Genomic DNA, 14567 nt, shown 5'->3' with positions numbered 1-14567 from the left:
GTCCGGCAAGATCGGCCGGACAGGGCCTAACCGCCCGACGGGGCGCGCCCGCCGTGGCGCGCCCCGTCGTGCTGTCCGGGCCCGGTGCCGGACCGGGCGGACCGGGGCGGGCCGGCCGCCGTCCCTTCCGCAGCTCTCGCCCCTCCCGCCACGGGCGTCCCGCCGCGGCGCCGGGTACCGGTCGGTAGCGGCCCGGTCGACAGCTCCCGGCGCGGACCCGGGAGAATGTCCGCACACCATCGGACCGCATGAGGTCGGGCGGGACGGGTGAAAATCCCCCCGATAAGGTGTTAATCCAACATTCATCCATGTGGCATAGCCTCCCCGGGCTAGCCTCGCGTTGAATGCCATCGTCCGACCGGGAGGCGACACCCCCGTGCAAGGCACTGTGACCACAGCAGGCACCGCAGCGGTGGCCGGCGGCCCCGGGGAGGCCTTCCTCCTGGTCGTCGACGACGAGCCGAACATCCGCGAACTGCTCTCCGCCTCGCTGCGCTTCTCCGGCTTCCGGGTCGCCTCCGCGGCGACCGGTGCCGAAGCCCTCGAACTCATCGCCGCCGAGCGCCCCGACCTGGTCGTGCTCGACGTCATGCTCCCCGACCTCGACGGCTTCACCGTCGTCGAACGGCTGCGCGAGGAGACCAGCCGCGGCCGGATCCCCGGCCCCGCCGCCGGCCCCGGCCACGGCAGCCCCGGCGACCACCTGCCGGTGCTCTTCCTCACCGCCAAGGACGGCGTCGGCGACAAGGTGCAGGGCCTCGCCGTCGGCGCGGACGACTACGTCACCAAGCCCTTCTCGCTGGAGGAGCTGATCGCCCGGATCCGCGCCATCCTGCGCCGCTCCGGCGGACCCTCCGAGGACGGCCGGCTGGTCGTCGCCGACCTCACCCTCGACCCGGTCGCCCACGAGGTCACCCGGGCCGGCACGCCCGTCGCGCTCTCCCCCACCGAGTTCAAGCTCCTCCACTACCTGATGGCCAACGTCGGCCGGGTCGTCTCCAAGGCGCAGATCCTCGACCACGTCTGGGCGTACGACTTCGGCGGCGACCTCTCCATCGTCGAGTCGTACATCTCCTACCTGCGCCGCAAGCTCGACTCCGGGCCCGCGCACGGCCCCAAGCTCATCCACACCGTCCGCGGCATCGGCTACGCCCTGCGCCGTCCGCCGCAGTGAGACCGGGACGCGGCCAGGCGGCGTCCGTGCTCAGCCGGCTGTCGCTGCGCGCCCGGCTCCTGGTGCTGGCCCTCGCCCTGGTCGCCACCGGACTCGCCGTCAGCGACGCGGTCGTCCTCGGCACCGTCCGGGTCCAGCTGCTGGAGCGCCTCGACCAGCAGTTGGAGCGCTTCGGCGAGGCGCTGTCGCAGCGCGCCCCCGGCAAGGCCGGCTGGACGTGGGCCGACACCCGCCAGCAGAGCCCCGGCGGCAGCGGCGGCGGCACCAGCGGCGGGACCGGCCCGGGCCTCGGCAGCGGCGGCGGCACCGGGGCCGGCTCCGGCACCCCCGGGCCGGGCGGCGCCACCACGCGGCGCCCCGGCCAGTCCATGGCGGCGCTGCCCAGCCAGTACCTCGTCCAGGTCCTCGCCCTCGACGGCCGGGTCCAGCAGGTCGTCCGCCAGCCGATGAGCGAGAGCGAGCCCGCGCCCCGACTCGCGCCGTACCACCCCGGCAGCCCCGATCCCGGCACCCCGTTCGACCTGCACGACGAACACGGCGACAGCACCTGGCGGGTGCTCGTCCTGCCGATCCAGCAGCGGGCCGGGGCGAGCGGCGGGCCGTACGCCGCACCCCCGCCCGGCTACCTGATGGTCGCCGTCTCCCGGGAGGACATCGACACCACCGTCGCCCGGCTGCGTACCGCCTTCCTCGGCATCGGCGGCGCCGTCCTGCTGCTGATCGCGGCCCTCGGCTTCTTCGCCGTCCGCGCTGGGCTCCGGCCGCTCCAGCGGATCGAGGAGGGCGCCGAACGGATCGCCTCCGGCGAGCTCTCCCACCGGATGCCCGGACTGCCGCCGCACACCGAGGTCGGCCGGCTCTCCGCCGCCCTCAACGGGATGCTCACCCAGATCGAGGCCGCCTTCGAGGCCCGCGCCGAGTCCGAGGCCCGGATGCGGCGGTTCGTCGCCGACGCCTCGCACGAGCTGCGCACCCCGCTCGCCGGGATCCGCGGCTTCGCCGAGCTGTACCGGATGGGCGCACTGCCCACCGAGGCGGACGTCAGCCGCACCATGGGCCGGATCGAGAACGAGGCCGTCCGGATGGGCACCCTGGTCGAGGACCTCCTGGTGCTCGCCCGCGCCGACGAGGAGCGCCCGCTCGACCTCGCGCCGATGGACCTGCGCACCCTCGCGGCGGACGCCCTGCACGACCTCACCGCCCTCGACCCCAGCCGCCCGGTCGCGCTCACCGGCCCGGGCGGTACGGGCGCCCCGGCCGCGGCGCCGGTCCTCGGCGACGAGGCCCGGCTGCGCCAGGTGGTCACCAACCTGGTCGGCAACGCGGTCAAGCACACCCCGCCGGGCACCCCGGTCCGGATCGGCGTCGGCCGGGCGGACGGGCTCTGCCTGCTGGAGGTCGCCGACTCCGGCCCGGGGCTGAACCCCGACCAGGCCTCCCGGGTCTTCCACCGCTTCTACCGGGTGGACGGCTCGCGCAGCCGCCAGGACGGCGGCGGCGCCGGCCTCGGCCTCGCCATCGCCGCCGCGCTGACCCACGCCCACCGCGGCACCCTCACCCTCCGCACCGCCCCCGGCCACGGCGCCACCTTCCGCGTCGAACTCCCCACCCAGCGCCCGGCACCCCCGATCGGGTGAACCCGGCTCCCTTCCGGGGCCGGCTCCGAGGATCTGTGCGACCGCACCGCTGCGGCTTGTGGGGGTCCGAGCGAGCCGACCAGACTGGACGGGAAGGAGAGGTGTCTCAATGTTCGCGCTCGTAGCCGAGGAGACCGTCGTGAACGTGGACCAGGCGCTGTGGCAGGCATGGAAGGCCCTGGACGTCCCCGAGGGGATCCGGGCCGAGATCATTGAGGGGGCCATCGCGATGTCGCCCACCGGCGGGCACCGCCACTTCAGCGTCAACAGGCGCGTGAGTCGAGCACTGAGCAGGTACCTGGAAGGCACCGGGTACGGCCCGGGTCAGGACGGCAACGTGATCGCCGGGCTCAAGGTCATGATCCCGGATGTCTTCGTGGCACCCGACGATTCCGACGAGATCGAACACCCCGACGGCCTGGGCGTCCTGGCCTCCGGGGTCGCGCTGGTCGTCGAGACGGTGTCGCCCGGCAGTGAGAGCCGTCGGCGCGACCTGGTCCAGAAGCACCGCGCCTACGCCGTCGCCGGGATCCCGGTGTACGTGATCATCGACGACTTCGACGACGGCGGAGCGGTCACCGTGCTCACCGGGCCGGACCCGGAGCGGGGGGCCTACGCCCGGTCCGCCCGGACTCCGTACGGCGAGGAGGCGATCGTCCCGGAGGGGCCGGCGAAGGGGTTCGCCATCGGGCCGGAGATCACCGGGCCGCGGGAGGAGCGGGCGTAGCCGTCCTCGGGCGGGGGCGGGATCGGCTCCCGTCCGTCCGCCACCCGTCCGTCCACCACTCGAAAGTCGTCGCGGTCCGACCGTGCGCCCCCGGTGTCCGTGCCCGGGAGGCGGGGGTCGGGCCGTTCGCGTGTTGTCAAGCGCCGGATCGTCCAAGATCATCGACGGGTGCGCCCGGTCGCTCGTTGTGACCGCTGCTTCCCGATCCGCAGACTGTCCGCACAGCCCGCGCACGACGTGGCCGGCGACCCCGGCATCCGTCCTCCCGTGTCAAGCCCACCCCGCCTGCAGTTCCTCCGTAAGGGTGATGGATACTGCTCCTTGTGAACGTGTTCACGTTCACAAGCGGACAAGCTTGCGCGGTTACGCAGCGGTCTACGGCCTTAGGTGAAGTTTGTCCCGAGATGCCCTGGCAGCAGGGTCGGTTGGAGAGAGGGCGACGTGGAACTGGCAATCGCTCACGAGACCATCGCGCGGTGGCAATTCGGTGTCACCACCGTCTACCACTTCCTCTTCGTCCCGCTCACCATCAGCCTGGCCGCCATCGTGGCCGGGCTGGAGACCGCCTGGGTGCGGACGGGCAAGGCGAAGTACTTCCACGCGACCAAGTTCTGGGGGAAGCTCTTCCTGATCAACATCGCGATGGGCGTGGTCACCGGCATCGTCCAGGAGTTCCAGTTCGGGATGAACTGGTCCGACTACTCGCGGTTCGTCGGCGACGTCTTCGGCGCCCCGCTCGCGATGGAGGCGCTGATCGCCTTCTTCTTCGAGTCCACCTTCATCGGCCTGTGGATCTTCGGCTGGGACAAGCTGCCCAAGAAGCTGCACTGCGCCTGCATGTGGATGGTCTCGCTGGGCACCGTGCTCTCCTCGTACTTCATCCTCGCGGCCAACTCCTGGATGCAGCACCCGGTCGGCTACGCGATCGACGAGGCCACCGGCAAGGCCCGGCTCACCGACATCGGGCGCGTCCTCTTCCAGGACACCACCGTCACCGTCGTGCTGCACACCCTGACGGCCGCGTTCCTCACCGGCGCCGCCTTCATGGTCGGCATCGCCTCCTTCCACCTGTGGAAGGCCAAGCGCAAGCCGGCGGGCGCCGATCCCGAGAAGGTCGCGGTGATGCGCACCTCGCTGCGCCTCGGCCTGGTGCTCGCGGTGGTGTTCGGCCTGGGCACCGCGATCAGCGGTGATTCGCTGGCCAAGGTCATGTTCCGTCAGCAGCCGATGAAGATGGCCGCCGCGGAGGCGCTCTGGGACAGTCAGGCGCCCGCCCCGTTCTCGGTGTTCGCGGTCGGCGACGTCTCCGAGGGCCACAACTCGGTCGAGCTGGAGATCCCCGGCATCCTCTCCTTCCTCGCCAACAGCGACTTCAGCTCGTCGGTGCCCGGCATCAACGACACCGCCGCCGCCGAGGCCGCCAAGTACGGCGGCGAGCCGACCGACTACATCCCGAGCATCTTCGTGACCTACTGGGGCTTCCGCCTCATGATCGGCTTCGGGATGACCTCCTTCACGGCCGGCCTGGTCGGGCTCTGGACCACCCGGCGCAAGCTCTTCGTGGCACCGGAGTTCCGCACCGGTCCCACCGAGGTGCCCCGGCTGATGCTGACCCGCAGCCGCGAGCTCGGCCCGTTCCTCACCAGGTGGAGCTGGCGGATCGGCATCCTCACCATGGGCTTCCCGCTGATCGCCAACAGCTTCGGATGGATCTTCACCGAGATGGGCCGCCAGCCCTGGGCCGTCTTCGGGCTGATGACCACCGCGAGCGCGGTCTCCCCGAACGTCGGCATCGGCACCCAGATCGGCGCCCTGGCCACCTTCACCACGCTGTACGCGATCCTCGCCGTGATCGAGGTGAAGCTGCTGGTCACGTACGCCAAGGCGGGCCCGGTGACGTCCGAGCAGCCGCCCACCGAGGACCCGACGCTGCGCGGCCCCTCCTCCGACGAGGACGCGGACAAGCCCCTCGCCTTCGCCTACTGAGGCCGACCGGGACGAAAAGGACCGATACCGCATGCATCTCCACGACGTCTGGTTCATCCTCATCGCCGTCCTCTGGACCGGCTACTTCTTCCTCGAAGGCTTCGACTTCGGCATCGGCGTCCTCACCAAGCCGCTGGCCCGCAACACCGCCGAGCGGCGGGTGCTGATCAACACCATCGGCCCGGTCTGGGACGGCAACGAGGTGTGGCTGCTGACCGCCGGCGGGGCGACCTTCGCGGCCTTCCCCGACTGGTACGCCACCCTGTTCAGCGGCTTCTACATCCCGCTGCTGATCATCCTGGTCTGCCTGATCGTCCGCGGGGTGGCCTTCGAGTACCGGGCGAAGCGGCCCGAGGAGCGCTGGCAGCGCAACTGGGAGCACGCCATCTTCTGGACCTCCCTCATCCCGGCGTTCCTCTGGGGCGTGGCCTTCGCCAACATCGTCCACGGCGTGGACATCGACGCCGAGAAGAACTACGTCGGCGGCTTCTGGGACCTCCTCAACCCGTACGCCCTGCTCGGCGGACTGGTGACGCTCTCGCTGTTCACCTTCCACGGCGCGCTGTTCGCCGCGCTCAAGACGGTCGGCGGGATCCGGGAGCGGGCCCGCGCCCTGGCCTTCCGGCTCGGACTGGTGACCGCCGTCCTGGCCCTGGCCTTCCTGGCCTGGACCCAGGCGGACCGCGGCAACGGCTGGAGCCTGGCCGCCGCGACGGTCGCCGTCCTGGCCCTGGCCGGTGCGCTCGGCGCCAACCGACTGGCGCGCGAGGGCTGGGCGTTCCTGCTGTCGGGGGTGACCGTCGCGGCGGCGGTGGCGATGCTCTTCCTGTCGCTCTTCCCGGACGTCATGCCCTCGACGCTCGACCCGGCCTGGAGCCTGACCGTCACCAACGCGGCCTCCTCGCCGTACACGCTGAAGCTGATGACCGTCGTGGCGGCGGTCTTCACCCCGCTGGTGCTGGGCTACCAGGCGTGGACGTACTGGGTGTTCCGCAGGCGCATCGGCGTCCAGCACATCCCCGGGCACGCCCCGGCCGCCGCCGTCGAACACCACTGACCCGGGCAGCCGGGACGAGCACGCAGAGCACGGAGAGCGAACGATGAAGCCGGTCGACCCCCGCCTCCTCGGGTACGCCCGGGCCACCCGCACCTTCCTGGCCGGCTCGGTCGCCCTCGGGGCGGCCGGCGCCGTGCTGGTGGTGGTCCAGGCGGGCCTGATCGCCGAGATCGTCGTCCGCGGCTTCCAGCAGCGCGCGACCGCCGGCGACCTGGCCGTCCCGCTGGTGCTGCTGGCGCTCACCGCGGCCGGACGGGGGCTGGTCGGCTGGCTCACCGAGCTGACCGCCCACCGCTCGGTCGCCCGGGTGAAGTCCACCCTGCGGCTGCGGCTGCTGGACCACGCCACCGCGCTCGGCCCGTCCTACCTGGCGGGCCGGCGCACCGGTGAGCTCGCCGCCCTCGCCACCCGGGGCGTCGACGCCCTGGACGACTACTTCGCCCGCTACCTCCCGCAGTTGGCCCTCGCCGTGGTCGTCCCGGTGGTGGTGCTGCTGCGGATCGCCGGCGCCGACCCCGCCTCGGCCGCGATCATCGCCGGGACGCTCCCGCTGATCCCGCTCTTCATGGTGCTGATCGGCCGGGCCACCCAGGCGCGGATGGACCGCCAGTGGGAGACCCTGGCCCGGCTCTCGCACCACTTCCTGGACGTCGTCGCCGGACTGCCGACGCTCAAGGTCTTCAACCGGGCCCGTGCCCAGGCCGCCACCATCGCCCGGATCACCGCCGAGTACCGCCGGGCGACGCTGCGGACCCTGCGGATCGCCTTCATCTCCTCCTTCGCCCTGGAGCTGCTCTCCACGCTCTCCGTCGCGCTGGTCGCCGTCGCCATCGGCTTCCGGCTGGTGAACGGCACGCTCGACCTGGAGACCGGGCTGCTGGTCCTGGTCCTCGCCCCCGAGGTGTACTTCCCGATCCGCCAGGTCGGCGCGCTCTACCACTCCAGCGCCGAGGGGCTGACCGCCGCCGACGAGATCTTCACCGTGCTGGAGACCCCGCGACCGGACCGCGGCACGGTGCCCGCGCCCGCCCTGGCCGGGGCGACCGTCCGGATCGAGGGCCTGACCGTCCGGCACCCCGGCCGCGCCGAACCCTCGCTCGACGGAGCCTCGCTGACCCTGCGCCCGGGCGCGACGCTCGCGCTCACCGGGCCCAGCGGCACCGGCAAGTCCACCCTGCTCTCCGTCCTGCTCGGCTTCACCGCACCCGACGCGGGCACGGTCCGGGTCACCGGCGCGGACGGCCGCGAGCACGACCTCGCCGAGCTGGACCCGGAGAGCTGGCGGCGGCAGATCGCCTGGGTGCCGCAGCACCCCCACCTCTTCGCCGGCACCGTCGCCGAGAACCTGCGCCTCTACCGCCCCGGCGCGAGCGACGCCGAGCTGGCCGAGGCGCTGCGGGCCGCGCACGCCCGGGAGTTCACCGACCGCCTGCCCGACGGGCTCGCCACCCGGCTCGGCGAGGACGGCGCCGGGCTCTCGGCGGGCCAGCGGCAGCGGCTCGCCCTCGCCCGGGTGCTGCTCGCCGACGACCGCCCGCTCGTCCTGCTCGACGAGCCGACCGCCAACCTCGACGGCGGCTCCGAGGCCGCCGTGGTGCACGCCGTCCGCGCGCTGGCCGCCGACCCCCGCCGCACGGTGCTGCTGGTCGCCCACCGGCCGGCCCTGCTGGCGGCGGCCGACGGGCTGGTCCGGCTGGAGCCGGTGCCCGGCGCCCGCCCCGCCGCCCCGGGGCCGGCCGCCGCGGCCGTCCACGGCGGTGCGCCGCTGCCTGCCGCGGAACCCGCGGCGGAACCGGCCGCCGAGCGCCCGGTGGGGCCCCGGACGGCGCTCTCGGTGCTGCTCGGCGCCCTCTCCCTGGGCTGCGCGGTCGCCCTGATGGCCACCTCCGGCTACCTGATCTCGAAGGCCTCCGAGATGCCGCCGGTGCTGCACCTGATGATGGCGGTCACCGCCGTCCGGGCGTTCGGCATCGGGCGCAGCGTCTTCCGCTACGCCGAGCGGCTGGTCTCGCACGACGCGGTGCTGCGCACCCTCGGCACCCTGCGCGCCGCGGTGTACCGGCGGCTGACCGTGCTCGCCCCGGCCGGGCTGCCGGCCTTCCGGCGGGGCGACCTGCTGTCGCGGCTGGTCGCCGATGTGGACGCGGTGCAGGACCACCAGCTGCGCGGGCGGCTGCCGGCCATGGTGGCGGCGGTGGTGGGGCTGGCCTCGGCCGTGGCGATGGGGCTGTTCCTGCCGTCCGCGGGACTGGTGCTCGGCACCGGCCTGCTGCTGGCGGGGGCCGTGGTGCCGCTGCTGGCGGTCCGGCTGTCGGCCGGGGCGGAGCGGCGGCAGGCCCCGGCGCGGGGCGGGATGGCGTCGTCGGTGGTCGACGCGCTCACCGGCACCGCCGAGCTGACCGTGGCCGGCGCGCTCCCGGGCCGGTTGGCCGCGGCCCGGGCCGCGGACGCCGAGCTGACCGCGCTGGCCGGCCGGGCGGCGGCCGGTGCGGCGCTGGGCACCGGCCTGATCACGCTGCTGACCGGGCTGACGGTGACCGCGGCGGCGGTGGCCGGGCTCGCCGGGGTGGGCAGCGGGGCGCTGGCGCCGGTCTGCCTGGCCGTGGTGGTGCTGACCCCGCTGGCCGCCTTCGAGGCGGTCACCGGGCTGCCGCTCGCGGCCCAGGCCGCCCGGCGCGGGCGGGCGGCCTCGGCGCGGCTGGCGGAGGTGCTGGACACCCCGGCGCCGGTCGCCGAGCCGGACGCCCCGGCCGCACTGCCCGCGCAGCCGCTGCCGATCGCGGTGCGCGGCCTGACCGTGCGCCACCCGGGCCGGGCCGAGGACGCCCTGCACGGCGTCGACCTGGACCTCGCCCCGGGCCGACGGATCGCGGTGGTCGGCCCGTCCGGCTCCGGCAAGACCACGCTGGCCCAGGCACTGCTGCGGTTCGTCGAGCCGGCCGCGGGTGCGGTCACCTTCGCCGCCGGCCGTCCACAGGCTGTGGACAGCCGGGCGCTCGCCGGGGACGACGTCCGGCGGGTGGTCGGGCTCTGCGCGCAGGACGCACACGTGTTCGACAGCTCGCTGCGGGAGAACCTGCGGCTGGCGCGGCCCGGGGCCGACGAGGAGCAGCTGCGCCGGGCGCTGGCCGCGGCCCGGCTGCTGGAGTGGACGCAGTCCCTGCCGCAGGGCCTGGACACCATGGTCGGCGAGCACGGCGCCCGGCTCTCCGGCGGCCAGCGCCGCCGACTGGCGCTGGCCCGGGCGCTGCTCGCGGACTTCCCGGTGCTGGTGCTGGACGAGCCGGCCGAGCACCTGGACCTGCCGACCGCCGACGCGCTGACCGCCGACCTGCTGGCCGCCACGGCCGGTCGGACCACGCTGCTGATCACCCATCGGCTGGCCGGGCTGGACGACTCCACGGTCGACGAGGTGCTGGTGCTGGACGCCGGCCGGGTGGCCGAGCGGGGCCGCTGGTCGGAGCTGGCGGCGCGGGAGGACGGCCGGCTGCGGGCGATGCTGGAGCGCGAGCGGGAGGCGGACGGGGCGGTCGCCCGGCACGGGCGCGAGGCGGCCCCGGTGGACGGGCGCGAGGCGGCCGCCGTGGGGTGAGCGGGCCGGTCGCGTCCTGCCATCGCCCGAAAACCGCACAAACTACGCTCATAGGCATGGACCCCACGCCAGACCGCCCCGCCGGCCTCCCGGTGCCCGGCACCGTCCCGGCCGCCCCGGCGCGGGAGCCCGCCGCCGACCCGGTCCCGCACCGGGTGCCGGAGATCTCCTCGCTCGGCCTGGACACCCTGGTCACCGAGGTGTCCGAGCGGCTGCAGTCGGCGGCGGCCGTCACCGACCGGATGCAGCGGCTGCTGGAGGCCGTCGTCTCGGTCGGCGCCGGGCTCGACCTGCACGCCACCCTGCACCGGATCGCCACCGGCGCCGCGGAGCTGGTCGACGCCCGGTACGCGGCCCTCGGCGTCATCGCCCCCGGCGGGCAAGGGCTGGCGGACTTCGTGCACGTCGGCGTCGACGACGCGAGCGCGGCCCGGATCGGCGGGCTGCCGCAGGGCCGCGGCCTGCTCGGCGCGCTGATCGACCGGCCCGAGCCGCTGCGGCTGAGCGACCTGGGGCTGGACCCGCGCTCCTCCGGCTTCCCGCCGGACCACCCGGCGATGAAGACCTTCCTGGGCGAGCCGATCCGGATCCGCGACGAGGTCTTCGGCAACCTCTACCTCACCGAGAAGAAGGGCGGCGGCGCCTTCACCCCCGAGGACGAGCAGGTGGTGCACGCGCTCGCCGCGGCGGCCGGCGTCGCCATCGAGAACTCCCGGCTGTACGAGGAGGGCCGCCGCCGGGAGCGCTGGATCGCCGGCGCCGCCGCCGTCACCACCGCGCTGCTCTCCACCGACGAGGCGCAGCTCGCACTGACCGTCGCGGCCGAGCAGGTGCGGGAGCTGGCGGACGCCGCGCTCGGCATGATCCTGCTGCCGACCGGGGACGGGCAGCTGCGGGTCGCGCACGCCTGCGGCGAGGCGGCCGAGTACCTCCAGGGCGAGCTGATGCCGCCGAACAGCGTGGCCGTGAAACTGCTCAAGGGCGAGAGCGTCTATCTGGACGACATGTCCACCGATCCGACCGTGGTGATCCGGCTGGCCCGCAACTTCGGCCCGTCGATGGCGGTGCCGATGGTCGCCGCCGGGCGGGTGCTGGGCGGCCTCTGCGTCTGGCGGGCCAAGGGCGCGCTGCCGTTCACCGACACCGAGAAGCAGCTCGCCGAGACCTTCGCCTCGCAGTCCGCGCTGGCGCTGCGGCTCGCCGAGGGGCAGCGCGACCAGCAGCGGCTGGCGGTCTTCCAGGACCGCGACCGGATCGCCCGCGACCTCCACGACCTGGTGATCCAGCGGCTGTTCGCCACCGGGATGATGCTGGAGAGCGCGGCCCGGCGGGCCGTGGTGCCCGAGGTGAAGGTCGGCATCGGCAACGCGGTCGACGAGCTGGACGCCACCATCCAGGAGGTCCGCACGACCATCTACGCCCTGCAGCACGACAGCCACGGGGACGCGCCGGACACCCTGCGCACCCGGGTGCTGCGCGAGGGCAGCCAGGCCGCGGCGGCGCTCGGCTTCAAGCCGTCCATGACCTTCACCGGACCGGTGGAGAGCCTGGTCGGCGACAAGACCGGCCGCCAACTGCTGGCCGCCCTGCGGGAGATGCTCTCGAACACGGCCCGGCATGCCCGTGCCTCCCGGGTGGGGGTGGACATCGACGCCACCGTGCACCTGGACGACCAGGGCCGTCCGGTGGGCGGCGACCCGCAGTCGCTGGAGCGGGCCGGCCGCCCCGGCGTGCTGCTGACCGTGACGGACGACGGCGTGGGCATCCCGGCCGGCGGGCGGCGCAGCGGACTGAGCAATCTCACCCGGCGCGCGGAGGCCCTGGGCGGCGACGCCTGGCACGAGACCGGTCCGTACGGAAAGGGAACCACGGTCCGCTGGACGGCGCGGCTCTGAGCAGCGGCCGGACGCCGACGGAGCGAGTGTGCGGCATCGAACGGGCTGTGCCCGGGAAGGGGAGGCCGCGTTCCGTCCGTGTGTGCTTGGTGAAAGTTTAACGAGGGAGAACTTCCCGGCCAACGGAGCAAGTTGTGGATTTCGCTCCCTTCCGGGGGGCTTGTGTGCACACATAGCTTTACTCCCGTCTCGGAGGGGAACCGGACTGGGGGAGCAGTGGACGCGTCGGGCCGCGGTCACACCGCAGCAGGGGCAGGTCGAGGGGGGTTCCGGGCCGAACGGGCACCGGACGGGCGCTACCGCTGGCAGCTGAAGGCGCCCAACGGCCGTGTGGTCGCGGTGACTTCGGCCGGGTACGCGACGGCTGGCGAGGCCGAGCGGGGCTTCGAGGGCCTGCGGGCCGGCGCCGCCGACCTGGTCGCGCGGATCACCCACGTCCGGGACGGCATCGGGTGGATCTGGGTGATCCCCGGTTCCCGGACGCTGCCCGAGGTGCGCTCCAGCCGCGCGTACGAGCGGTACGCGACCTGCCAGAACGCCTTCCGGCGGTTCGTGGTGCTGCTGGCCAAGCAGCCCGCGCCCCCGAACCCGCCCGCCGGGCGGGGCGGACCGGTCGGCGCCGAGCGGAGGCTGAGACCCACCGATGCCCGCTGAGGCGCGTGGGCCCAAGCTGCTGACCGTCCGTTCGAACGGCTGCGTCGGCTGGGCGCTGCGGGCCGCCAACGGGCGGCAGCTGGGCGTCGGCGTGCGGAGCTACCGCGACGACCGGGAACTCGCCGACGCGGTAAGGGAACTGCTGATCGAGCGCGCGGCGCTGCGGTGCACCCTGGGGCAGGGCGAGGGCCGGCTGTGGATCTGGACGGCCTACCTGCCGGTCCGCAGCACCCGGCCGGGCGGGGCCGAGCCGGTCGCCCGCAGCGCGCGCGGCTACCTCCGGCGGGACCAGTGCCGGGCCGGGGTGGAGAGCTTCCTCGCGGGGCTGCGCTGGGTCGGCGAGGAGTCACGGAAGGGCCGCCGGCCGCTCGCGCTCTGACCCCGGCCCCCGGCCCGTCGCCCCGCCCCGCGGCCTCCGCCCTCCGCGCACCGCCTCACTCGCACCGCCCTTCCCGACACCTGCCGTCCCGGTGAAGCGCAGGTTTCCGGCAACACCCCGAACCGCCACCGGGAGAAGAACGTCGACCGGCCCCCACCTGCGGGTTCGTCCCCCTCCGAGGCCGTCCTGACCAGTGCCTAAACCTCTCCGAACCGATGAGTCGACAATTGCCGGCGCGGCTCGACCGCCCTTCCGGCGCAACCGCCGCGGCGGACAGGATCTGGTCCTGCCGGACGGGCCGCCGCGGAAGCGGACGCCGGCCCCGGAACCCCGACCAGGGCCCGGGCACAGCGATGCACGTCTCTCCCACCGGAGGAACAGGATCATGCGCAAGACCGCTGCCAAGCTGCTCGCCGTTGCCGCCATCGCCACCTCGGTCGCCACCATCGCGAGCGGTACCGCGCTGGCCGACCCGACCGTCACCCCGGCCGCCCAGGACATCGTGGGCACCGGTTCCGACACCACCCAGACGGTGCTGAACGACCTGTCGAGCGGCTACAACGCCTACCTGACCGGCATCGGCAACACCACCTCGCCGCGCCTCTACAGCTGGGACTCGACCGGCACCTCGCCGATCACCCCCAAGACCGGTGCCGCCACCATCACCCGGCCGAACGGCTCCGGCGCCGGCATCACCGCGCTGAACGCCAACACCAACGCGACGGTGGACTTCGCCCGCTCCTCCCGCGGCCCGCAGACCGGCGACCCGGTCACCGACATCTTCGTCGCCTTCGCCAAGGACGCGGTCTCCTGGGCGGGCAAGACCGGCGGCAACGCCCCGGCCAACCTCACCACCGCCCAGCTCAAGGGCATCTACGAGTGCACCACCACCAACTGGACACAGATCAACGCCGCGCTGCCGAACGCGACCATCAAGCCGCACCTGCCGCAGGTCAACTCCGGCACCCGCTCCTTCTTCCTGAAGGCGATCGGCGTCACCACCCCGGGCTCCTGCGTCACCACCGGCACCCAGGAGAACCAGGGCACCGACCCGGTCCTCAACGACCCGAACACCGTGGTCCCGTACTCCGTCGCCCACTACATCGGCCAGGTCTACTTCGGCCACGCCTCCGGCAGCGACGCCCCCGGCGCGCTGGACATCCGCTCCATCAACGGCATCGCCCCGGTCAACACGGTCGCCAAGACCATCAACAGCAGCTTCGCCTCCACCTCCTACGGCCGCGTGGTCTACAACGTGGTCCGCGAGGCCGACTGGACCGCCACCACCACCCAGGGCACCGCGCTGCGCGCGATCTTCGGCACCACCGGCTGGATCTGCACCAGCGGCGGCCCGACCATCAAGAGCCACGGCTTCCTGCAGCTCCCGGGTGCCGCCTGCGGCTCCACCACCCACATCTGATCCACCTCCACCGCACCACCCGGCGGCCACGGGCTCCCCGCCCGTG

General features: G+C 73.9%; 10 protein-coding genes. All 10 read left to right on the top strand.

Translation table 11 applies throughout. The annotated features are described in order from the left end of the window. The first annotated feature begins 388 nt into the window (after nt 1–388). The 10 genes from ACWGB8_RS17000 (at nt 389) to ACWGB8_RS16955 (ending at nt 14521) form a co-directional block, all read left to right on the top strand. Complete coding sequence (locus ACWGB8_RS17000; protein WP_452214276.1) at nt 389–1174, top strand: response regulator transcription factor; 786 nt, start codon at nt 389–391, stop codon at nt 1172–1174. A gap of 26 nt (nt 1175–1200) precedes the next feature. Next, the gene (locus ACWGB8_RS16995; RefSeq protein ID WP_452214275.1) at nt 1201–2811 is read left to right on the top strand and encodes a sensor histidine kinase; all 1611 of its coding nucleotides are present in this window, start codon (nt 1201–1203) and stop codon (nt 2809–2811) included. Nucleotides 2812–2920: 109 nt separating this feature from the next. Continuing rightward, complete coding sequence (locus tag ACWGB8_RS16990) at nt 2921–3538, top strand: Uma2 family endonuclease (RefSeq protein ID WP_452214274.1); 618 nt, start codon at nt 2921–2923, stop codon at nt 3536–3538. 441 nt (nt 3539–3979) lie between these two features. Next, entirely contained in the window at nt 3980–5524 is a 1545-nt protein-coding gene (locus ACWGB8_RS16985; RefSeq protein WP_452214273.1) for a cytochrome ubiquinol oxidase subunit I, read from the top strand. Between the two features lie 31 nt (nt 5525–5555). Continuing rightward, nucleotides 5556–6581 carry a cytochrome d ubiquinol oxidase subunit II gene (gene cydB, locus ACWGB8_RS16980; protein WP_452214272.1) on the top strand — a complete coding sequence of 342 codons (1026 nt, stop codon included), beginning with the start codon at nt 5556–5558 and terminating at the stop codon, nt 6579–6581. Nucleotides 6582–6624: 43 nt separating this feature from the next. Further along, the gene (cydD, locus tag ACWGB8_RS16975; RefSeq protein WP_452214271.1) at nt 6625–10173 is read left to right on the top strand and encodes a thiol reductant ABC exporter subunit CydD; all 3549 of its coding nucleotides are present in this window, start codon (nt 6625–6627) and stop codon (nt 10171–10173) included. Nucleotides 10174–10415: 242 nt separating this feature from the next. Continuing rightward, complete coding sequence (locus ACWGB8_RS16970) at nt 10416–12068, top strand: GAF domain-containing protein (protein WP_452214312.1); 1653 nt, start codon at nt 10416–10418, stop codon at nt 12066–12068. A 162-nt stretch (nt 12069–12230) separates the two neighbouring features. Further along, nucleotides 12231–12722 (top strand): YegP family protein, encoded by a 492-nt coding sequence (locus tag ACWGB8_RS16965; RefSeq protein ID WP_452214311.1) that lies wholly within the window; start codon nt 12231–12233, stop codon nt 12720–12722. Beyond that, the gene (locus tag ACWGB8_RS16960; RefSeq protein WP_452214270.1) at nt 12712–13101 is read left to right on the top strand and encodes a hypothetical protein; all 390 of its coding nucleotides are present in this window, start codon (nt 12712–12714) and stop codon (nt 13099–13101) included. Before ACWGB8_RS16965 ends, ACWGB8_RS16960 begins: the two co-directional genes overlap by 11 nt. Nucleotides 13102–13486: 385 nt before the next feature. Continuing rightward, nucleotides 13487–14521, top strand: a complete 1035-nt coding sequence (locus ACWGB8_RS16955; RefSeq protein WP_452214269.1) for a PstS family phosphate ABC transporter substrate-binding protein — start codon at nt 13487–13489, stop codon at nt 14519–14521. Nucleotides 14522–14567 lie beyond the last annotated feature (46 nt).

This window comes from Kitasatospora sp. NPDC054939, from assembly GCF_053610105.1.
Note: the sequence above shows the minus strand (reverse complement) of the source record. Positions and strands in the feature narration are given on the sequence as shown.